We start from the raw sequence: 21,056 nt of genomic DNA on the forward strand, positions 1-21,056 counted from the left end.
TCTATCCCTCCAAACCATAGAAATCTGTTTTCGCCTAACATGTACGCCTTCCGACGAAATTAGGGATGGATTGTCATGTCGAACACAGCCGAGCGGGTCAACATCATCGAGTCCCAGGTGTTGTCCCACGACTGGTACCTGCTGAAGAAAATCACGTTCGATTACCTGCGCAACAACGGCGACTGGCAGCGTCAGACCCGCGAGGTGTATGACCGTGGCAACGGCGCGGCGATTCTGCTGTTCAACCGCGAGAAGAAAACCGTCGTGCTGACCCGCCAGTTTCGCTTGCCGGTGTTCGTCAATGGCCATGATGGTTTGCTGATTGAAGTAGCGGCGGGCCTGCTGGAAGGCGCTGCGCCTGAAGAGCGCATTCGCGCTGAAGCCGAAGAAGAAACCGGCTATCGCGTCCACCATGTGCAGAAGGTGTTCGAGGCGTACATGAGCCCCGGGTCGGTCACGGAGAAACTGCATTTCTTTATTGCCGAGTACGACGCGTCTTCGAAAGTCAGCGAGGGCGGTGGGCTGGAAGCAGAAACCGAAGAACTGGAAGTGCTGGAGTGGACGTTCGACGACGCCCTTGCGGCGTTTTATCGCGGGGAGATTTGCGATGCCAAGACCATCATGCTGCTGCAGTATGCGGCGATGAAGGATATTTTCGGACCGGTTTGAGCCGGCGGGGCTTGCCTGGATCGAGAGAGCGTTCAGGCACAATGGTCGAGCATTTCGGCACAGTAATCAGCCTTTGCTCTCTCTAGACTCGTGCTTCATGCCAAGACACCGATGAGGTCACGATGAACATCCGAATTATCCTATCCGCATTGTCCATGGGGGTTGTCCTCACTGGGCACGCTGCCGACTTCTCGCTGAGCAGCCAGGATATTGCTGAAAATCGCCCGCTCACCAGTCGAGAGGTGTTCCAGGGCTTCGGTTGCGAAGGGGGTAATACGTCTCCAGAATTGTCCTGGTCCAACGCCCCGGCCGGCACTAAAAGTTACGCGATCACGGTCTACGATCCTGATGCGCCGACCGGCAGCGGCTGGTGGCATTGGACCGTGGTCAACTTACCGGCTTCCACCCGCAGTTTGCCAAGCGGAGTCGGTTCGAACCTGCCTGCCGGCGCAGTACAAGGGCGAACCGATTATGGCCAACCGGGATTTGGCGGCGCTTGCCCTCCTGTAGGGGATAAGCCCCATCGCTATCAATTCACCGTATGGGCGTTGAAAGTCGATAAGCTACCACTCGATAACCAGGCCAGCGGCGCCTTGGTGGGCTACATGCTCAATGCCAACGCCTTGGCCAAAGCGACCATCACTTCAACTTACGGACGTTAAGAGCAATGCGCCCTTGTGACGGCATCCAGCACCGGGAAAACATTATCGATGCGTGTGTCATACGGGCGCGGCAGCCTCACACCTTGCAACGGGTGCCGATATTCGCAACCACCCTGTGTCGAGTGCGACAGGGGGAAAAGCTGCTGCAATGGGATGACCGGGAGATGCGCGCAGGGCCGCAACATCTGATTCTGATGCCGGCCGGGCGCGAGCTTGGCCTCTCGAACTTCCCCGGCCTTCATGGTCACTATATCGCTGATGTCGTGACCTTTCCCGGTTCGACACTGCGCAACTTCAGCAGCCGATATGGCCGGCAGATCTTGAGTGGTCACCGTGCCCCGACCACAGATCTGTGTGTTCCTCTGGACAGGCACACGACACAGGCATGGGATCAGTTATTGGCCGCCATCAATGCGAACGCTCCGGATGCATTACGCACCCACTATGGGGAAGCGGTTCTGCTCAGCCTGGGCCTCAACGGCCAGGCCGGACCGCTGCTGATGGGGCGCAATGATCCACTGTGCGAACGTGTGGAGCAATTGCTGATGGGCAGCCCTGAGAGCGACTGGACGGTTGCGAGCGTCGCACAACACCTGAACCTTGGTGAATCGACGTTGCGTCGCCAACTGGCCAATGAGGGGAGCAGTTTCAGGAATATTCTGGAAAGTGTTCGACTGGCGACGGCGCTGCAATGGTTGCAAACCACTTCCCGGCCTATCGGTGAAATTGCCGGTGCCAGCGGCTACGCCTCGGCCTCACGTTTTGCCGTGCGCTTTCGCTCACACTATGGCCTGTCGCCACGGGAATTGCGGGCGGCGATTTAGGCATTCCTGTACTTAATTTGATCCGAGTGAAAACGGCCAGTGGGCCGTTTTTTGTGCCTAGCGAAAACCTTAATCGCCGGCCCCTGTGGCGAGGGAGCTTGCTCCCGCTCGGCTGCGAAGCAGTCGCAAATACGGCGGATGCGGTGTGCCAGGAAAGCTCCCTATACCGGTTTTGGAGCCGCTGCGCAGCCCAGCGGGAGCAAGCTCCCTCGCCACAAGGTCATGGCATTTCCGGCAACTCCTGCGGCCGCAAATCAAACACCAGCACCTCGGCGTCCACGCCATTGCTCAAGGTCAGCACCTGTTCTTCGCGAACCCGTACGCCATCGCCTTCCTGCAACTGCATGCCGTTCAGCTCGACACTGCCCCGCGCCACATGCACATAAGCGTAGCGATCGGCAGCCAGTTCCAGCGTGGCGCTTTCCTTGCCGTCGATCAGCCCGGCATACACTCGCGCATCCTGCCGGACGTGCAGCGAACCGTTGGCCCCGTCAGGGGAAATGATCAGCTGCAAGCGGCCGCGTTTTTTCTGGGTGCTGAAATGCTCTTGCTGATAACGCGGTTTGGCGCCGCTGACGTCAGGCACGATCCAGATTTGCAGGAAGTGCACCGGGCGTGTCGATGAGTGATTGTATTCGCTGTGCGCCACGCCACTGCCGGCGCTCATCAGTTGTACGTCACCGGGGCGGATCACCGAACCGGTGCCTAAAGTGTCCTTGTGTTCCAGCGCGCCTTCGAGCACGTAGGAGAAAATCTCCATGTCGCGGTGCGGGTGCTGGCCAAAGCCTTTGCCGGCGGCCACACGGTCGTCGTTGATCACCAACAGGTCGGAAAAACCCTGTTCCCGTGGGTTGCGGTAATTGGCAAAGGAAAAGGTATGGAACGACTTCAACCAACCGTGATTGGCCGCGCCGCGATCCGAGGCTTTACGAAGGGTCAGCATGATGAAATCTCCTGTCAGGACGTGAATTCGTCCGAGTGAGGAGAAGGTTAATGTTTACCTTGATGTGCAATAAGTAGATGAAAATTGAAATACTGTCTCGTACAGGTTGACAGTTGTGTGAGCAGGTTCACGTATCCTTGTTGTTACACTCGGCCATAATGTCGGGAGGGATACCTGTGGGAGCGAGCCTGCTCGCGATGGCGGTTTTTCATTCAACATCGATGTTGACCGGCCCGCCGCTATCGCGAGCAGGCTCGCTCCCACAAGGGTTTGGTGTTTGGCGCAGTGATATTAATCCGTACTCTTTTAGTGACCTTGAACCCATGAAAACCGTGGCAATGGTGTTGTTCCCAGACTTTCTCCTGCTCGACATGGCCGGCCCCATGGAGGTGTTTTCCATCGCCAATCGTTATCTGCAACCGGCAGACCGATACGAGCTGTTGACCATCGGCACCGAGCAGGGCGCATTGCGGGCCTCCAACGGCGTCAGTGTCCAGGCCGATCTGCACATCGATCAGGCGAGCGCACACTACGATGTGTTGCTGGTGCCGGGCGGGCCGGGGGCCTACAACGAAAAGCATCCGCCGCTGCTCAACTGGCTTCAGGCTGCGGTCAGCCGTGCGAACCGATACGGGTCGATCTGCACCGGCGCGTTCGTGCTCGGGCATGCCGGGTTGCTGGACGGCTTTCGCGTGACCACTCACTGGCATTACACCGAACGGCTGATCAAAGGCTTTCCCAAGGCCATCGTCGAGACTGATCAGATTTTCGTGCAGGACCGCAACCTCATCACTTCCGGTGGTGTCACTGCCGGTATCGACCTGGCGCTGGCGGTGGTTGCCCAGGACCACGGCAAGAAAGTCGCCCAGGATGTCGCCAAAGTGTTGTTGGTGGTGATGAAACGCCAGGGCGGGCAGGCGCAGTTCAGTCCGTTGATGGCGGCGGTGGCGCCACAGGAAACGCCGATTACCCGGGTGCAGAACCATGTGCTCGAACACCTCGACGAAGCGTTCGGCATCGAACGTATGGCCAGTCTGGTGAACATGAGTGCGCGGCACTTCGCCAGGGTTTTCGCCCGGGAAGTGAACATGACACCGATGGAGTTCCTGCAAAGCGCGCGCATCGATCACGCCCGTAATCTGCTGGAAACCAGCGACCTGCCGCTCAAGACCGTGGCCTATAAAAGTGGCTTCGGCAGCGTGCGCCATATGCGCTTTCTGTTTAGTGAAAAGCTCGGCCTGACCCCCACCCAGTACCGCGAGCAGTTCAGTTAGCGCGTTGTTGTCCGTCGTGCGCACCGCGTTGGCGGTGATGCTCCTCCCGTGGCCGTTGTACGGTCATCCATGCCTGCCAAGATACCCGTGAACTCTTTTTCAAGGAGGTGCGGGAGCCTGGATAGGCGGGGGCGAGGGACCTTGCAGTTCCTTGAACCGGGCCAGGTTTTCAGCGCATGAACGTGCATGAACAGCCTCAGAAATATAAACAACGACACGGTACTGCGGTTCGGGCCCTACGCGTTCCACCTGCATCAGCGGCTGATCCTGGACGGTGATCGGCCGTTGCGTATGGGGGGGCGAGCCCTGGAAATTTTGCAGGTGCTGGTCGAGCACGCCGGTGCGGTGGTCAGCAAAGAGGCGCTGATTGCTCACGTCTGGCCGACCTCGGTGGTCGAGGAAATCAACCTGCGCGTACACATTGCCGCCCTGCGTCGAGCGCTCGGCGATGGGCCGAACGGGCAGCCCTACATCGTTAATATTCCCCAACGCGGTTATAGCTTCATCGCCCCGGTGCAGCACGACCGGACGGGCACTCCTGTGCTGGTCGAAACCTTGCACAAGCCTCAACACAACTTGCCTGCGCGGCTGACAGCGGTGACTGGTCGCGACTCTATCGTCGGTAGCGTGGTCAGGCAGTTACCGGTTCGACGCTTCATGACCCTGGTCGGCCCTGCTGGCATTGGCAAGACCACCGTGGCATTGCGCGTGGCCGAATTGCTGTTGCAGCACTATCGGGATGGTGTCTGGATGGTTGACCTGGCAGCCATCGATGACCCGTCGCAGCTTGTCGATCATCTGTCACGCACTCTGGAACTGGACGTCGGCGCAAAGGCGTTGGCGCAACGGCATGCCTTGGTGGTGCTCGACAATTGTGAACATCTGCTCGAACGTTGTCGGACAGTGGTGGACGATCTGCTGGCTTCGGCGCCTCGGTTGTCGATCCTCGCCACCAGTCGCGAACCGCTGCGAGCGGCAGGGGAAACGCTGCTGCGGTTACCACCCCTGACGGTGCCTCCAGCCTCGGCGATTTATAGCTTGGCCGAGGCCATGGGGTATTCAGCGGTGCAGCTGTTGGTCAGCCGCGCCCGAGCCCGTCAGCAAGGGTTTGCCCTGCGCCAACAGGATCTCAAGGCCGTGTGCAAAATTTGTCGGCGGCTGGATGGCTTGCCCCTGGCCATTGAGCTGGCGGCGGCGCAGATCGATGCACTGGCGCTGGTGGGGTTACAAGCGCAACTGGGCAACTGTTTTCAGCTGTTGAGCCAAGGTCGACGCACCGCCGTGCCACGGCATCAGAATCTCAAAGCCGCACTGGACTGGAGCTATGAACGGCTGAGCCCGTTGGAGCAGATGGTGTTGCAGCGGCTGGCGGTGTTCAAGATGGCGTTCACCCTGGACGCGGCGATTGGCGTGATCAGTGGCGCGATGTTGCTGCCCGCAAGCCTGGTCAACGTGGTGGAGAGTCTGGCGAATAAATCGCTGCTCTCGGTGGAGCAGGGTAACGGTGTGACCCGCTACCGTTTCCTCAATACCACGCGCACCTACGCCCTGGAGAAGCTCGAACACAGCGGATATTTACACGCCTTCGAACTGCGTTATGAACGCTACACCAGTCCGGCTCACCGGACTTCAGGCAGGCAGGTCGCGCTGCAGCTCGTCGAGTAGCCGCCGGACTTTGATCAGGTCCGGTGTGGCGAAGCCTTCGGTGAAACGCTGGTAAATCGGCGCCAGCAGCTCATGGGCTTGTCGCAAGTGGCCCTGACGTTGCCACAGCTGAGCCAGTGATGTGGCGCTGCGCAGTTCCCAGGCCAGCGCTCCCTGGGTTTTCGCCACGGCTAAAGCCTTGAGCAGCACCGCCTCGGCCGCGTCGACGCTGTTCGGGCAATTCTCTGCCAGTAACGCGTCGGCCCGGGCCCGCAAAATCTCCGCCGTGCTCCAGCCCGCCGCGCCGTTTTCGGCCCGTTCCAGCAACGCATCATCGATGAAACGGCTGTCCAGCGTGACCATGATTTCCTTGACCAACCCGGTGTCTGGTCGCGGGGACGAGGGCGTATCGGCAACGTCGATCACCTGCGCGTAATGTTTGGCCCAGGTGTAGAACAGCAACACCGAGTGTTTCTTCGCCTGCTCAAGCAGCAAGGCCAGGAGTTCGCGGGCGACCGGCGCGTTGCCGTTGTAATGGGCCATCAGGCAACCGGACAGCGCCAGGGTGTAGCAGATGGACGTGCCATGATTGATCTGCATCGCGATGTCGAGCGCCTGTCGTGCGGTGTGCCAGGCTTTCTCCGGGAGCCCTTGCAACCAGAGAATGCGCGCCAGAATCGTCAGGGCCGCCACGCTCTGGTCGTACTGCACGCCAAAGCCATGGGTGAAGCGGTTGAGGTGGCCGCTCTGGGCCAGGCGTTGAATGACCTGCTCGGCACTCTCCCGCGCCAGTGCCTGATCCCCGGCAAAATGCAGGGCCAAGACCCGCAAGCGGTGAGTGCTCAGGGATAACACCGCGTCGCCGTGCAGTCCCAAACAGTCAAATTGTCGGCTCTGCTCCAGGGCCATTTGGTACTGGCCACAACTGAGGTTGACCGCCATGTGCCCCGAGATTGCCCTGAGCTGACCGGCCATATCGTTACAGTGTTCGGCCAGTCGTTTGGCACTGACGAACGCTTCGATGGTTTCAGCGGTACCGCCCTGGGTGTGGTAGCAGGAGCTGCCGAGGGCGAGCTTCAAGGTCATTTTCAAACGCGGGCAGGGATGGTCTGTCGCCTTGAGCAACGCCAAGGCCTTGCGCACATACACACCGTGCTCCTTGAGCAGCGACAGTTCCTGCCAGAGCGGTGTTGAGGTCGCGGCAAGGCGGATGGCCAACGCTTGCGACCCTTGAGTATTCAAGGCCCAATCGAGCGCCGCGCGAATGTCTTCCAGGTTGCGGGCGTAACGCTCGGTCCAGCGCTCGCTCGGGGTGTGTTCCCAATCGCTCTGCGCCTGCTGCATCAAGGCCAGGCAGCATTCGGCATGGCGCTCCCGGATGTCCGCCAGCTCTTGGGCCTGGTCGAGTTTTTCCAGCGCATAGCCACGTGTGGTGTCGAGCAGACGGTAGAACACTTCTTCCTCGCCGACTTCCACGTTCAGCAATGACTTGGCCACCAATTGGGTAATCGAGCCAAATACCACGTCGGGCTCGATGTACTGGCCGACAATCACGGCGGCCGCCGATTCCAGGGTAAAACCGCCCCGGAATATCCCCAATCGGCGCAGGCAGGTTTGCTCGCAGGCATTGAGCAGTTCGAAGCTCCAGTCCAGTGTGGCGCGCAGGGTTTGATGGCGGCCCATGGTCGTCGGGCAGCCTTGGGCGAGCAGACGAAAACTGCCTTGCAGTTGTGACAGCAAGCCACTCAAGCCCAGGTTGCCGACTTGCGCCGCCGCCAGTTCGATCGCCAGCGGTATACCGTCCAGGCGACGGCAGATTTCAATTGCCAGCGGCAGCTCGGCTTCGCTCAGTTCGAAGCTGTCGTGGCTGGCCATCGCCCGCTCGACAAACAATTGCAGCGCTGAAAATGTCAGGGCCTGAGCGCGGTCGAGGACCGCGATGGGCGGTGGGCAGTCCAGCGATTCCAGGCGCTGCACGCATTCGCCTTCGGCCCGCAGGCTTTCGCGACTGGTGGCCAGAATATGCACTTGGGGCGCTGTGCGCAGGATACTTTCGCTGAGCAACGCAATGGCATCGATCAAGTGTTCGCAGTTATCGATGACCAGCAGCATCTGCCGGTCGCGCAAGCACGTGGCGAGCCCGTTCATGGGTTCGGCGTCATGCAACGACAGGCCTAGCGCTGTCGCCAGGTGTGCGCCGATCATCAAGGGGTCGTTGATCGGTGCCAGGTCCAGCAGGCGAATGCCGTCTCGATAGCGACCGATCAGTTGCTCGGCGACGCGCAGCGCCACCGTCGTCTTGCCGATCCCGCCGGGGCCCACGAGGGTAATGAAACGCTGCCGCGAGAGTTGCGCCAACAGGCTGTCGACCAGGGCCTGACGGCCGATCATGCGGGTCCGGCGGATCGGCAGGTTATGGCCGCCTGGTTCATTGGCGTCGTTTTGCGGGCGTTGTTCGATGGGCTCCAGGGAAAACGGTGCGACAAAACTGTAGCCGCGCTGGGCGACGGTGACGATGTAACGCTGGCCGGCCTGACCGTCACCGAGGGCTTTGCGCAGTGCCGCTATGTGCACGCGCAGGTTGATGTCTTCCACCACGCTTTTCGGCCAGACCCGGGCGATCAGGTGCTGCTTGCTCACCACCTGGCCTGCGTGCTCCAGCAGGATCAACAGAATGTCCATGGCCCGCCTGCCCAGGCGCAGAGGCTGGTCGGCCTCCATCACCAGGCGTTGTCCGGGGTAGATCCGGTAGGGGCCGAAATGGATGGCCTGTTCGGGGGAAAGGGTCAACGGGTCACTCCTGCTTGCATCCGTCTATCACGGGCTATCCGGGCATGTTCCTCAAGTTTTTTCGGCAACGCAACGCAGCGTCAGGTGCGCAGTAGAAAATTAACAACGTTTAACTCGTGCTGTGTCCGGTCTACGCTCAAAAATCCATTTCTTCAATTAGCCGAAGGTATCGGCCTTTTTGCAACAGAAAGTGCAACAAAAAGCGTGCCGCAAAAGGACGAACACTTCTGGAGGAGCCGGAATGAGCAACGTGGTGGTGGTCTATCACAGTGGTTACGGGCACACCCGGGTCATGGCCGAAGCGGTGGGCCTGGGAGTGGAACGGCACTTGGGCAGCACCAGTCGGCTGATTCCGGTGGAGGAAGTGGACGAGCACTGGGAACGCTTGCACCGTGCCGATGCAATCATCTTCGGCGCCCCGACCTACATGGGCAGCGCCTCGGCGGCGTTCAAGGGCTTCATGGAAGCCACCGCGTCGTTCTACCTGGCGCAACCCTGGCGCGACAAACTCGCTGCCGGGTTTACCAACTCCGGTTGCCTGTGCGGCGACAAGCTCAACACCTTGCTGCAGATGGCGGTGTTCGCCGCCCAGCACTCGATGATCTGGGTCGGCCTCGACCTGTTGCCGGCGCGCAGCAGCATCGGCGTGTTCGACGGGCAGTTGAATCGACTCGGCAGTTCGCTGGGGGCGATGGCCCAATCGAACGTCGAGCAATCCCCAGAATTTGCACCCCCCCAGGAAGACCGCCGTACCGCCGCACATTTGGGCGAGCGGGTGGCGCGCCTGGCCGAGCGAATGGCCCATACCTCTGATTAACCGTCGTAAACCCCATGCATCAGGAGAATCATGATGAGCACCTTTACCACCCGAGACGGCACCGAGATTTACTACAAGGACTGGGGCACCGGTCAGCCGATCGTCTTCAGCCACGGTTGGCCGTTGAATGCCGACAGTTGGGAGTCGCAGATGATCTTCCTGGCCTCCAAAGGCTACCGGGTCATCGCCCATGACCGTCGTGGTCACGGTCGTTCGAGCCAGCCATGGTTCGGCAACGAAATGGACACCTACGCCGATGACCTCGCGCAGCTGATCGAGCATCTGGATCTGCAAAACACCGTGCTGTTCGGCTTCTCCACCGGCGGTGGCGAAGTGGCGCGCTACATCGGTCGCTACGGCACTGGTCGCGTGGCCAAGGCCGGGCTGATTTCATCGGTGCCGCCGCTGATGCTCAAGACCGACACCAACCCGGGTGGCCTGCCGTTGGAAGTGTTCGACGGTATTCGTCAGGCATCGTTGGTCGACCGTTCGCAACTGTACAAGGATCTGGCCAGCGGTCCGTTCTTCGGTTTCAACCGGCCGGGCGCCAAACCCTCGCAAGGCATGATCGACTGGTTCTGGTTGCAGGGCATGGCCTCCGGTCACAAGAACGCGTACGACTGCATCAAGGCGTTCTCTGAAACCGACTTCACCGAAGACCTGAAGAAGTTCGACGTGCCGACCCTCGTGGTGCATGGCGACGACGATCAGGTGGTGCCGATTGAAGCCTCGGGCATCGCCTCGGCAAAACTGGTCAAGGGCTCCACATTGAAGGTCTACCCTGGAGCCCCGCACGGCCTGACCGATACCCACAAGGATCAACTCAACGAAGATCTGCTGGCGTTTATCAAAGGCTGATCAAAATCAAAAGATCGCAGGCTGCGCCAGCTCCTACAGGGTTATGTGAACGCCCGTGGGGGCTGGCGAGGGCTGCGATCGTTGTTGTTCATCAGCGCCTACAGGGTTATGTGAACACCCGTAGGAGCTGCCGAAGGCTGCGATCTTTTGATCTTGAGAGAGGGAAGAACACGAACGGTCCGGCAGCGCCAGGCAAACGGTGTGATGCCTTCGCTGCGAGTAAAGATATGAGAGAAATGTGCCTGATCGCAGAAGCCACATTCCAGGCTGATTTGCGTCAGGGTCAGGTCCGTGTCCTGGATCAACTGCTTGGCCCGTGCGATGCGTTGCTGACGTATCCACTCTTGCGGCGAGAGGCCGGTACTGCACTTGAACGCACGGGAAAAATGACTGCGCGACAGGGCACAGGCCCGTGCCAGTTCGGTCACTTCCAGGGTTTCACCGAGGTGGTCGAGGATCAGTTGTTTGACCCGTGTTTCGCGCCAGGGGCTAAGGCCGCCCGTGGGTTTTTTTTGCGTTTCAATGGCACACGCCTTGATCGCGTTTTGCTGAATGTGAGCCATGGCCAATGTCCGTGTCGGTGGGCGCGCGCGGGTGCACTGCACGGTGGGTCAGCACGTTTCTTTTTCTAAAAATTCTAAAAAAAGAGGCCTGCGCAGAAGGCTTCATTCTTGGTCGCGAGGGCTTTGGCTTGCGAGTTAAACGTTGTTAATTCCTCGAACGGGACGGGCGTCTCGAGTAAAGTCAGACGACGCTCGTCTGCCCTCGTGCCTGGCCCAAAACACAATGGGATTGTGCTTATGAACCGTAATGATCTGCGCCGCGTCGACATGAACCTGCTGGTGATTTTCGAAGCGCTGATGTTCGAAAAGAACCTGACCCGGGTCGCCGAAAAACTGTTCATGGGTCAACCGGCGGTGAGCGCCGCGCTTGGGCGGTTGCGTGATTTGTTCGACGATCCGTTGTTGCTGCGTAACGGTCGTGGAATGGAGCCGACGGCGCGGGCGTTGGCGATTCTCACGGAACTGCAACCGGCGATGGACACCATCTCGGGGGCGGTCAGCCGGGCCAAGGAGTTCGACCCGGCCAGCAGCTGCGATGTGTTCCGCATCGGGCTATCGGACGATGCCGAGTTCGGCCTGTTTCCGCCATTGCTGCGGCAATTGCAGGAAGAGGCGCCGGGGATCGTGGTCGTGGTGCGCCGCGCCAACTATCTGTTGATGCCGGCGTTGCTGGCGTCGGGGGAAATCTCGGTGGGGGTGAGCTACACCACGGATCTGCCGGCCAATGCCAAGCGCAAGAAGCTGCGGGACATTCCCTGCAAAGTCCTGCGCGGCGATGAGCGCCCGGGGCCGTTGACGCTGGACGAATACTGCGCCCGTCCGCATGCGATGGTGTCGTTCTCCGGCGACCTGAGCGGCAACATCGACCTCGACCTGGCCAAGGTCGGCCGCACCCGTCGCGTGGTGCTCGGCGTGCCGCAATTCAGTGGTTTGCGCGCGTTGCTCGCTGGCACGGAAATGATCGCCACTGTCCCGGACTATGCCGCGTGCGCGTTGGTCGAAGGCTGTGCGTTGCGCGTCGAAGATCCACCGTTTCCCATCGACGCCGCGCAACTGTCGATGGCCTGGAGTGGGGTGCATGACAATGATCCGGCAGAGCGCTGGTTGAGGTCGCGGATCAGCCAGTTCATGTCCGAACCCCTGAAAATACCGGCACCGTAGGAGCTGCCGAAGGCTGCGATCTTTTGATCCTGACGGTCGACCCGATTTTGCGGATATACCCGAAATCCCCTGTGGGAGCGAGCCTGCTCGCGATAATGGAGTGTCAGACAACATCATTGTTGACTGGAAGGCCGCCATCGCGAGCAGGCTCGCTCCCACAGGGGAATGTGTGTTGATTCGAGGGCTGTGTTTAATAGTGTTTAGCGTTACTTCCTGAAAGCTACAGATCCTTGCGCCGTTGCCTACGACTGCGCCAGAATCCGCCGGCTTGTGCGCTTTGGGCCTGGTCTTTATCGTTTCCGCATCGCTGCCAATCAGCGATCGGGTTTAGCGACTTGAACAGGTATAAGCGCAACAACGCTCCGTCATATTGCAGGCATTCCATGTCTGCAGTTTCGATATGGTGGCTGTGCGCGGGAGGCCCTCGGGTCTGCCGGGTCTTATACCTCTCGGTTCGCTAACCTGCGTACAGCCGCCACCCTTACTTGTTTAGCGACAGGTACTGGTGGTTCCATCAGGTATAACGGAGACATCACCATGTTCAAAGCCACACCTAACCCGCCAGAAACCGACGGCGTTTCCCCCTACGATCCCCTCGATCCCAAAAAACTCCACGAAGCCGCCGAACGCGCCCTCGATCACTACCTCAAACCGTCCGACCCCGACGGTGCCAATCAGCCCCCGCGCAAACCGAGCACGATTTACACCGTCGCCCCGGACATCGACATCGAAGAGCTACTGGCCAATGCCTGCGAATCCTTTGCCTCGGCCAAGGTGATCGCCAGTGACTGCGCCGGGTTTCTGGAGGGGCCGCAGCGCAATACGATACTGGGCGTCGCGCAGCTCATCATGTTCGGTGAGCTGGCGGTGAATCGGGCGCTGGATAGTCTGGAATTGAAGGTGGCCCCGGCCGTCTGACCGGATTCAATACGAAACGGCCTGCGGGCCGTTTTTTGTTGCCTGAGCAGTAGTGAACACGCACAAAACCCTGTGGGAGCGAGCCTGCTCGCGATGACGGAGTGTCAGGCAACATCATTGTTGACCGGAAGGCCGCCATCGCGAGCAGGCTCGCTCCCACAGGGGATGTGTTGTTTGGGCGACCAGTGTGTTGGGGCAAAGAGAGCACGTACATCCAATTTTTCCCTACCCCTTGGCGGCACTATTCAGTGCCAGTGATTGAACAAGGGTGAGCCATGAACGCTTCGCAACGGGATGAACAGGCGCGGGATGTCGGGCTGCTGTTTCTGCGGGTCAGCGGTGGTCTGTTTCTGCTGTGGGTGCACGGCTTGCCCAAGCTGCTGGACTTCAGTGGGCAACTGCAACTGATTGAAGATCCGTTCCACCTCGGTGCCCACCTCACCCTGAGCCTGGCGATTTTCGCCGAAGTCCTGTGCCCGTTGCTGATTGTCGCCGGGGTGCTGGTGCGCCTGGCGTGCTTGCCTATTCTGTTTGTGCTGCTGGTGGCGCTGCTGGTCGTGCACCTGCAATGGAGTGTGGCCGAAGGGCAGTTCGGCTGGCTGCTGTTGATCCTCTTTACCAGTGTGTTTATCGCCGGGCCGGGACGGCTGGCGCTCAATGTCCGTTTGCCCGGAGTGCTCCGTTATGCCTGAAGCCCGAACTCAAAAAGCGCCGGGGTCCGATGAGATCGTGACGCTGATCGTCAAGCACCGGGTCAAGGCCGGTTTCGAAGCAGCCTATGAAGCCTGGCTGCGCAACATCGTCAGCGTAGCGGGGCGCACGGAAGGACATCTGGGCGTGGACGTGATCCGCGGCAAGAACGGTGGCCTGGACATGTTCACCTGCGTGTTGCGCTTTTGCTCCACCGAGGCCATGCAGCACTGGCTCGATTCGCCGCAACGTCAGTCGTTGATCGATGAAGCCGCGTCGATGCTGGCCGACGGCGACCAGACCGAGGTCAACCCGGTCAACGAATTCTGGTTCGCGCCGCTGGCCGATGCCGCGTCGCCGCCACCGCGCTGGAAGCAGGCCGTGGTGTCGTTGCTGGTGATTCTGCCGCACACCTTGCTGGTGCCGCTGCTCTGGGGGCCGCTGCTCAAATTCAACGCTTTTCTCTCCAACTACGTGGTCGCCACGTTCCTGATCACCCTGACCATCGTGGTGTCGGTGGTGTACGTGTGCATGCCGGCCGCGACTCGCTTGTTTGCGCCGTGGCTGACGGCCAGTCAGCCACGGGAGCACCTCGAATCCAACGCAAATTCGCCGCGCTGAGCTGGCGCTTTTTTGCTTCATTTCACTGATGACGAAGGAACTGCGATGAACGCCGATCTGATTCTGTTCAATGGCCAATTTCATACCGTAGACCGGGAAAAACCGCTGGCCAGTGCCGTTGCGATCAAGGACGGGCGCTTTGTCGCTGTCGGCAACGATGCAGAGGCGATGGCCCTGCGCGGCTCGGGCACCCAGGTCATCGACCTCAAGGGCCGTTGCGTCATCCCCGGCCTCAACGACTCGCACCTGCACCTGATCCGTGGCGGTTTGAACTACAACCTCGAACTGCGCTGGGAAGGCGTGCCGTCCCTGGCCGATGCGTTGCGCATGCTCAAGGAGCAAGCCGACCGCACACCGACACCGCAATGGGTACGGGTGGTGGGTGGCTGGAACGAATTCCAGTTTGCCGAGAAGCGCATGCCGACTCTGGAAGAGCTCAATCAGGCGGCGCCGGATACACCGGTGTTTGTCCTGCATTTATACGACCGCGCGCTGCTTAACCGTGCCGCACTGCGAGTGGCCGGTTACACCCGCGACACGCCGAACCCGCCGGGCGGTGAAATCGTGCGTGATGCCAACGGCAATCCGACCGGCATGCTGGTCGCGCGGCCCAACGCGATGATCCTGTATTCGACCCTGGCCAAGGGGCCGAAGCTGCCGCTGGAATATCAGGTCAACTCGACCCGCCAGTTCATGCGCGAACTCAACCGCCTCGGGCTGACCAGTGCGATCGATGCCGGCGGTGGTTTCCAGAATTACCCGGACGATTATCAGGTGATCGAGCAGTTGGCCAAGGACCAGCAACTGACCATCCGCATTGCCTACAACCTGTTCACCCAGAAGCCCAAAGAAGAGCTGAGCGATTTCCAGAACTGGACCGGCAGCGTCAAGTTGCATCAGGGCGACGACTTCCTGCGGCACAACGGTGCTGGGGAAATGCTGGTGTTCTCGGCGGCGGACTTCGAGGACTTCCTCGAGCCGCGTCCGGACCTGCCGCAGACCATGGAGCAGGAGCTGGAGCCGGTGGTTCGCCACTTGGTCGAGCAGCGCTGGCCGTTCCGTTTGCACGCCACTTACAACGAATCCATCAGCCGCATGCTCGACGTGTTCGAGAAGGTCAACCGCGATATTCCGTTCAACGGTTTGCCATGGTTTTTCGACCATGCTGAAACCATCACCCCGCACAACATCGAGCGGGTGAGGGCGCTGGGTGGCGGCATTGCGATCCAGGACCGGATGGCGTTCCAAGGCGAGTATTTCGTCGAACGTTATGGCAGCAAGGCGGCTGAAAGCACGCCGCCGATCAAGCGCATGTTGGCCGAGGGTGTGCCGGTCGGTGCCGGCACCGATGCCACGCGGGTTTCCAGCTACAACCCATGGACGTCGCTGTACTGGATGGTCAGCGGCCGCACTGTCGGTGGCCTGGCGCTGTATGAAGAAGGCCTGACGCGGCAGACCGCACTGGAACTGTTCACCCACGGCAGTGCCTGGTTCTCGTCGGAGCAAGGCAAGAAAGGCCAGATCAAGGTCGGACAACTGGCGGATCTGGCGACGCTGAGCGCGGACTTTTTCAGCGTCGAGGAAGAAGCCATCAAGTGGATCGAATCGGTGTTGACCGTAGTCGGCGGCAAGGTGGTGTACGCCGCCGGCGATTTCGAAAAACTCGGACCTGCCAGCGTGCCGGTGCTGCCGGACTGGTCGCCGGTGGTCAAGGTGCCAGGGCACTGGCGTCCGGCTTCACCGATGCAGGCGCAGGTTCACCATTGCAGCGGACCGTGCGCGGTGCATTCCCACAGCCATGAACGAGCGCGTCTGTCGAATGCGCCGGTCAGCGATTTCCAGGGGTTCTGGGGCGCATTTGGCTGTTCATGTTTTGCTTTTTAGTGATTACAAAAAAGCGCTGGCCTGTCGTGTCGGCGCCCTGAGCAACGTCCATCCTCCGAGGAGTTTCACATGAGCAATGTTCCATACAAACGCCTGAACAAAGACGACGCCGTTGTGTTGCTGGTCGATCACCAGACCGGCCTGATCTCGCTGGTGCAGGATTTCTCGCCCAACGAATTCAAGAACAACGTGCTGGCCTTGGGCGACATCGCCAAGTTCTTCAACCTGCCGACCATCCTCACCACCAGTTTCGACAGCGGCCCGAATGGCCCGATCGTACCGGAGCTCAAAGAGCAGTTCCCGGACGCGCCGTTCATTGCGCGCCCAGGCCAGATCAACGCCTGGGACAACGAGGATTTCGTCAAGGCGATCAAGGCTACCGGCCGCAAGCAACTGATCATCGCTGGCGTGGTGACCGACGTCTGCGTGGCGTTCCCGACCTTGTCGGCCCTGGCCGAAGGTTTTGAAGTGTTCGTGGTGACCGACGCTTCCGGCACCTTCAACACCACCGTGCAACAAGCGGCGTGGGCGCGGATGTCGGCGGCGGGTGCACACCTGCTGAACTGGTTCTCCGTGGCCTGCGAGCTGCAAGGCGACTGGCGCAACGACATGGAAGGCCTGGCCAACCTGCTGTCCCAGCGTCTGCCGAACTACCGCAACCTGATCAACAGCTACACGAAATTTACCGCCAAATAAGTGCAAAACCTGTGGGAGCGAGCCTGCTCGCGAAAGCGGTGTGTCAGATGACATTAATGTCACTGATATTCCCTCTTCGCGAGCAGGCTCGCTCCCACAAGGTCGGCACCTGACAGTTGTTTAACGACTCTGCAATCATCCCAAAAATCCACCTTTCCTGATCGGCGCCGGTTTGGCCATCAACGCCAGCCCACTGTTCTGCTGCCGCACGGCCTGCAACTTGTTCAACGCCCATGACTTCGCTCGGCCCCATGCGACCGGCCTCGGTGAAAGGCTCATGGATTGCACCCCGACGGGCACAAAAAAACTCGCCACACCCTGGGGTGTGGCGAGCGGTTGGACTTAGTTCAGATGTGTCTTGAGCTCGGCCGCGGCCTGACGTACCGCCGCTTTGACTTCCGGAATCCGATTCAACGGATTGAGCAGGCCAAAGTCATGAATCATCCCGTTGTAGCGCACCGAGGTCACCGGCACACCGGCCGCATCGAGGTGGCGGGCGTAGCCTTCGCCTTCGTCACGCAGCACGTCGAATTCGGCGGTCTGCACCAGTGCGGCAGGCAGGCCCTTGAGTTGTTCGGCGCTGGCGTTGAGCGGCGAGGCATGAATCTGCGCACGCTCGGCCGGGTTGGTGGTGTAGTTGTCCCAGAACCACTGCATCATCCCTTTGGTGAGGAAGTGCCCCTCGGCGAATTGCTGGTACGAGCCGTCGTCGAACTGCGCGTTGGTCACCGGCCACATCAACAGCTGGAAGCGCAGGGCAGGGGTATTCTGCTCCTTGGCCATCAGCGCCACGACCGCCGCCATGTTGCCGCCGACACTGTTGCCGGCCACCGCCAGACGCTTGCCGTCGACACCGATCTCTTTGCCATGCTCGGCCACCCATTTCGTCGCGGTGTAGGCCTGGTTGATGGCGGTCGGGTAGTGCGCTTCCGGCGATGGCGTGTAGTCGACGTATACCGCGACTGCGCCGGAGCCCACTACCAGGTCTCGGATCAGGCGCTGGTGAGTCGGGAAGTCGCCCAATACCCAGCCGCCACCGTGGAAGAACATGAACACTGGCAACTCGCCCTTGACCTTGGCCGGACGCACCACTTTCAGGTTGATGGTCTGGCCATCGACCTTGATCGCCTTGTCGCTGATTTCAACACCCGACAGATCAACCTTCACCGAAGCCTGGGCGCCGGTCAGCACCGCGCGGGCGTCTTTCGGGCTCAGCTGTTCCAGCGGTTTGCCACCGCCGGCGGCGAGGGCATCGAGGAAGGCCTGGGTGCTGTGTTCGACACCGGGGCTGCCGGCGGCGAATGCGTTGCCGATGGACAGGGCGAGGACGGAAGTGGCGAGGGTTTTCTTGATGTTCATGTGCAAATCCTTTTTAGATCGTTTGAGTTTTTATGCCTTGGGATCGGGCTGCTGTGGCGCTGGGGTTCAGGCCTCAGCAACACCGTGAGCACAGATTAATGAGGTGCCGGAAAGTGAAAAAGCGGCTATAAAGCGATTAACTGTCAATCAGGGAGTGACAATGAACCCGTTCGAAGACATGCGTATTTTTTGTCAGGTCATGGACTCCGGCAGCTTCACGGCGGCGGCCGATCAGTTGGGCCTGTCCAAGCAATTCGTCAGCCGCCGCCTGATGCAACTCGAAGAGCGCCTCGGCGTGCGCCTGCTCAATCGCTCCACCCGGCGGCTGGACGTCACCCCGTTGGGGCAGAGTTATTACGAATCGGCCCTGCGCCTGCTCAGTGAAGTCGAGCAAGTGGAACAGGGCATCGCCGGCCAGACCATCGAGCCTCGCGGCACCATTCGCCTGAGTGCGCCGTTGTCGTTTGCCGTGGCACATTTGGGCTGTTTGCTGCCGGTATTTTTGCAGCGTTATCGCGACGTCGTCGTCGAGGTCGACCTGAGCGATCGGCCGGTGGACTTGCTCGGCGAGGGTTACGATTTGGCATTGCGCATCGGCGTGCTGGAAGACTCGACCCTGATAGCGCGCCGCATCGCTGTCATCGAGCGGGTGTACTGCGCCAGCCCGGCGTATCTGGCCGAGCGTGGCACGCCGCTTGAACCCGAAGACTTGCACACCCACGATTGCCTGCCCTACGGCCATGGTCGCCAGGTGCAATGGCGGTTCGAAGGGCGGGGCAAACCGCTGACGGTCAACGTCACCGGGCGCATGCGGGTCAACAACGGTGAACTGCTCAAGGATGCGGCCATCGCCGGCATGGGCATCACATACTTGCCGACCTTCATCGTCGGCTCGGCTCTGGAGGACGGTCGGGTGGTGTCGGTACTGGATGAATTTCGCCCCGAGCCGCTGACCTTATCAGCGGTCTACCCGCAGCACCGTCAGGCCTCGCGACCGGTGCAGGCGCTGATCGAGTTCTTGCGTGAGCGGCTGAATCAACGATAAGAGGGCTCGCGTCATCGCTGATTACAAGATCGCAACAAACCCCTGATGTGGTTTTTCCTGACGCTGATCTAGACTCGTGCCGGTCAATCGAAGACCCGGAATCTGGAGCGTGCAATGGAAGTGCCGACAAAAGAAAAAGCCATCGCCAGCAATCGCGATGCGTGGAATGACTCCGCCCAACACCACAAAGACACACCCGAATGGCGGGCGCGCCTGGATGCCGTGAGCCATGGCGATTTTTCCTGCCTGGATGACACCCTCACCGGGTTGCTCCAGCAGGTCGGTGTCGACGGCAAGGATGTGGTGCAACTGGGCTGCAACAATGGCCGGGAAAGCCTTTCGCTGTTTGCGCTGGGTGCCCGCAGCGTAGTGGGCGTCGACCAGTCCGGGGCCTTTCTTGATCAGGCCCGGGAGCTGGCATCCCGTTCGCCTCATCAGCCCGAATTCATCGAGGCTGACATCCATCACCTGCCGACGGAGCTTCACCAGCGCTTCGACGTGGCGCTGATCACCATCGGCGTATTGAACTGGATGCCGGACATTGGCGAGTTCTTGCGCCATGTCGCGCAAACCCTCAAGCCCGGCGGCAGCCTGGTGATATACGAAACCCACCCGTTCCTGGAAATGTTCGACCCCGAGTCAGCCGATCCCTATCGCCCGGACAGCTCGTATTTTCGCCGTGAGCCTTTCGTCCAGGACCAACCGATCGTCTACGAAGGCAAAGTCGAACAGCAGGCCTCGGCGTCCTACTGGTTCGTCCATACCTTGGGCGCGATCTTCACCGGTGCCGTGGAGACGGGATTGCAGATCAGCCACTTCAAGGAATACCCGCATTCCAATCGCGAAGAACTCTACGACAAGTATCAGCAGCAAAAAGCGCAGTTGCCGCTGTGCTACACGTTGGTGGCGGCGACACGGTCCTCAGTCAAGTAACGCCATCGGCCACTCACGCCTGCGCCGCGGTCGCTGGCTGCGGCTCCGGTTTACGCAGCGCGGTCAGCCGCGAGCCGGTGTAGTAGGTTTCGCGGAAGAAGCGCCAGCGGCCGAACAGGTCGTAGACATGGGTGATGCGCCCCTGTTCCTGGTAGTCCATGCGCAGGTGCATTTTCATGGCCTGGATGTTACGGGTATCGCAAACGTCCACGATCTTGTTGCACCCTTTGGCCCGCATCGCATTCCAGAGATTGAACTGGGCGTCCACCGACAGGCTGCTGCCGAAGTATTGCGGGATCATTTCACCGCCGAACTCGAAAAACTCACCCGGATTGACCCGGAACCAGCAGCCGTAATAGTGCCGGTCAAAGTAGTCACTGAGGCTGCCCCAGATGAATGCGACGGCATCGCCTTCCTCGTCCACATACATGTGGCCGGTGTGACCTTCGGAGGCGATCTGGGCCATGGCCTTGACGCGGTTTCCGTAATACTTGGTGAAAACCGTGGCGTTCTCTTGAGTAATGGTCACCAGACGCAAACCCGTGTAGGGCCGTAGTTTGTGCGGCGCTATTGGGGTGACCAGATCGCGTCCCAGCCATAGCAGCTCTCGGTGCAAGTACACATAGCGCTTCCAGAGCATCTGGAATGTGTGGAGCAGGCCTTTTTGTTTGATTCGTTCGCGAAGCTTGGCGATGGCGCTCATGA

The 21,056-nt window shown here is 60.2% G+C and carries 21 protein-coding genes; 15 read left to right on the forward strand and 6 right to left on the reverse strand.

Annotation, left to right across the window (positions count from 1 at the left end):
* Positions 1-75 precede the first annotated feature (75 nt).
* The 3 genes from AACY49_RS21195 (at position 76) to AACY49_RS21205 (ending at position 2,155) form a co-directional block, all read left to right on the forward strand.
* Positions 76-669, forward strand: a complete 594-nt coding sequence (locus tag AACY49_RS21195) for an NUDIX domain-containing protein (RefSeq protein ID WP_339526191.1) — start codon at positions 76-78, stop codon at positions 667-669.
* Positions 670-791: 122 nt separating this feature from the next.
* Positions 792-1,331, forward strand: coding sequence for a kinase inhibitor (locus tag AACY49_RS21200; RefSeq protein ID WP_258700058.1), 540 nt, complete (start codon positions 792-794; stop codon positions 1,329-1,331).
* 5 nt (positions 1,332-1,336) lie between these two features.
* Positions 1,337-2,155: a helix-turn-helix transcriptional regulator gene (locus tag AACY49_RS21205; protein ID WP_339526193.1), complete on the forward strand. Its 819-nt coding sequence runs from the start codon at positions 1,337-1,339 to the stop codon at positions 2,153-2,155.
* A gap of 220 nt (positions 2,156-2,375) precedes the next feature.
* On the opposite strand, the gene AACY49_RS21210 is transcribed toward AACY49_RS21205, so the two are convergent.
* Positions 2,376-3,098 carry a pirin family protein gene (locus AACY49_RS21210; RefSeq protein ID WP_339526195.1) on the reverse strand — a complete coding sequence of 241 codons (723 nt, stop codon included), beginning with the start codon at positions 3,096-3,098 and terminating at the stop codon, positions 2,376-2,378.
* A 323-nt stretch (positions 3,099-3,421) separates the two neighbouring features.
* Between AACY49_RS21210 and AACY49_RS21215 the strand changes: the two genes are divergently transcribed.
* Both AACY49_RS21215 and AACY49_RS21220 read left to right on the forward strand, forming a co-directional pair.
* Complete coding sequence (locus AACY49_RS21215) at positions 3,422-4,372, forward strand: GlxA family transcriptional regulator (RefSeq protein WP_339526197.1); 951 nt, start codon at positions 3,422-3,424, stop codon at positions 4,370-4,372.
* A gap of 186 nt (positions 4,373-4,558) precedes the next feature.
* Positions 4,559-6,037, forward strand: a complete 1,479-nt coding sequence (locus AACY49_RS21220) for an ATP-binding protein (protein WP_339526199.1) — start codon at positions 4,559-4,561, stop codon at positions 6,035-6,037.
* On the opposite strand, the gene AACY49_RS21225 is transcribed toward AACY49_RS21220, so the two are convergent.
* A complete protein-coding gene (locus AACY49_RS21225) occupies positions 6,002-8,806 on the reverse strand; it encodes an ATP-binding protein (RefSeq protein ID WP_339526201.1) in 2,805 nt (934 codons plus the stop codon). The genes AACY49_RS21220 and AACY49_RS21225 overlap by 36 nt on opposite strands.
* A 241-nt stretch (positions 8,807-9,047) precedes the next feature.
* Here AACY49_RS21225 and AACY49_RS21230 point away from each other — a divergent pair, with 241 nt between their 5' ends.
* Positions 9,048-9,623, forward strand: coding sequence for a flavodoxin family protein (locus AACY49_RS21230; RefSeq protein WP_258700064.1), 576 nt, complete (start codon positions 9,048-9,050; stop codon positions 9,621-9,623).
* Positions 9,624-9,656: 33 nt separating this feature from the next.
* A complete protein-coding gene (locus tag AACY49_RS21235) occupies positions 9,657-10,481 on the forward strand; it encodes an alpha/beta fold hydrolase (RefSeq protein WP_339526203.1) in 825 nt (274 codons plus the stop codon).
* A gap of 98 nt (positions 10,482-10,579) precedes the next feature.
* Here AACY49_RS21235 and AACY49_RS21240 read toward each other — a convergent pair whose 3' ends face one another.
* The gene (locus AACY49_RS21240; RefSeq protein ID WP_258700066.1) at positions 10,580-11,044 is read right to left on the reverse strand and encodes a helix-turn-helix domain-containing protein; all 465 of its coding nucleotides are present in this window, start codon (positions 11,042-11,044) and stop codon (positions 10,580-10,582) included.
* A 237-nt stretch (positions 11,045-11,281) separates the two neighbouring features.
* Between AACY49_RS21240 and AACY49_RS21245 the strand changes: the two genes are divergently transcribed.
* The 6 genes from AACY49_RS21245 (at position 11,282) to ycaC (ending at position 17,014) form a co-directional block, all read left to right on the forward strand.
* Complete coding sequence (locus AACY49_RS21245) at positions 11,282-12,205, forward strand: LysR family transcriptional regulator (protein WP_339526205.1); 924 nt, start codon at positions 11,282-11,284, stop codon at positions 12,203-12,205.
* Positions 12,206-12,742: 537 nt separating this feature from the next.
* Positions 12,743-13,123 carry a DUF6124 family protein gene (locus tag AACY49_RS21250; protein ID WP_339526207.1) on the forward strand — a complete coding sequence of 127 codons (381 nt, stop codon included), beginning with the start codon at positions 12,743-12,745 and terminating at the stop codon, positions 13,121-13,123.
* Positions 13,124-13,398: 275 nt separating this feature from the next.
* Complete coding sequence (locus tag AACY49_RS21255) at positions 13,399-13,815, forward strand: DoxX family protein (protein ID WP_339526209.1); 417 nt, start codon at positions 13,399-13,401, stop codon at positions 13,813-13,815.
* The gene (locus tag AACY49_RS21260; RefSeq protein WP_258700070.1) at positions 13,808-14,434 is read left to right on the forward strand and encodes an antibiotic biosynthesis monooxygenase; all 627 of its coding nucleotides are present in this window, start codon (positions 13,808-13,810) and stop codon (positions 14,432-14,434) included. The genes AACY49_RS21255 and AACY49_RS21260 overlap by 8 nt, the downstream gene beginning before the upstream one ends.
* A 45-nt stretch (positions 14,435-14,479) precedes the next feature.
* Positions 14,480-16,318, forward strand: a complete 1,839-nt coding sequence (locus tag AACY49_RS21265) for an amidohydrolase (RefSeq protein WP_258700071.1) — start codon at positions 14,480-14,482, stop codon at positions 16,316-16,318.
* 69 nt (positions 16,319-16,387) lie between these two features.
* Positions 16,388-17,014 carry an isochorismate family cysteine hydrolase YcaC gene (ycaC, locus tag AACY49_RS21270; RefSeq protein ID WP_223488182.1) on the forward strand — a complete coding sequence of 209 codons (627 nt, stop codon included), beginning with the start codon at positions 16,388-16,390 and terminating at the stop codon, positions 17,012-17,014.
* A gap of 43 nt (positions 17,015-17,057) precedes the next feature.
* Here ycaC and AACY49_RS21275 read toward each other — a convergent pair whose 3' ends face one another.
* Positions 17,058-17,249 (reverse strand): hypothetical protein, encoded by a 192-nt coding sequence (locus tag AACY49_RS21275; protein ID WP_339526262.1) that lies wholly within the window; start codon positions 17,247-17,249, stop codon positions 17,058-17,060.
* 107 nt (positions 17,250-17,356) lie between these two features.
* Positions 17,357-18,373: an alpha/beta hydrolase gene (locus AACY49_RS21280; protein WP_258700072.1), complete on the reverse strand. Its 1,017-nt coding sequence runs from the start codon at positions 18,371-18,373 to the stop codon at positions 17,357-17,359.
* A gap of 160 nt (positions 18,374-18,533) precedes the next feature.
* On the opposite strand from AACY49_RS21280, the gene AACY49_RS21285 reads away from it, so the two are divergent.
* The gene (locus AACY49_RS21285) at positions 18,534-19,418 is read left to right on the forward strand and encodes a LysR family transcriptional regulator (protein WP_339526215.1); all 885 of its coding nucleotides are present in this window, start codon (positions 18,534-18,536) and stop codon (positions 19,416-19,418) included.
* A 114-nt stretch (positions 19,419-19,532) separates the two neighbouring features.
* A complete protein-coding gene (locus tag AACY49_RS21290; RefSeq protein WP_339526217.1) occupies positions 19,533-20,351 on the forward strand; it encodes a class I SAM-dependent methyltransferase in 819 nt (272 codons plus the stop codon).
* 13 nt (positions 20,352-20,364) lie between these two features.
* Here the strand turns inward: AACY49_RS21290 and AACY49_RS21295 are convergent, their stop codons facing one another.
* Positions 20,365-21,054 carry an N-acetyltransferase gene (locus AACY49_RS21295; RefSeq protein WP_339526219.1) on the reverse strand — a complete coding sequence of 230 codons (690 nt, stop codon included), beginning with the start codon at positions 21,052-21,054 and terminating at the stop codon, positions 20,365-20,367.
* Positions 21,055-21,056 lie beyond the last annotated feature (2 nt).

Origin of the sequence: Pseudomonas sp. EL_65y_Pfl2_R96, from assembly GCF_963970905.1 — a bacterium.
In the GTDB taxonomy this organism is placed as follows: Bacteria; Pseudomonadota; Gammaproteobacteria; order Pseudomonadales; family Pseudomonadaceae; genus Aquipseudomonas.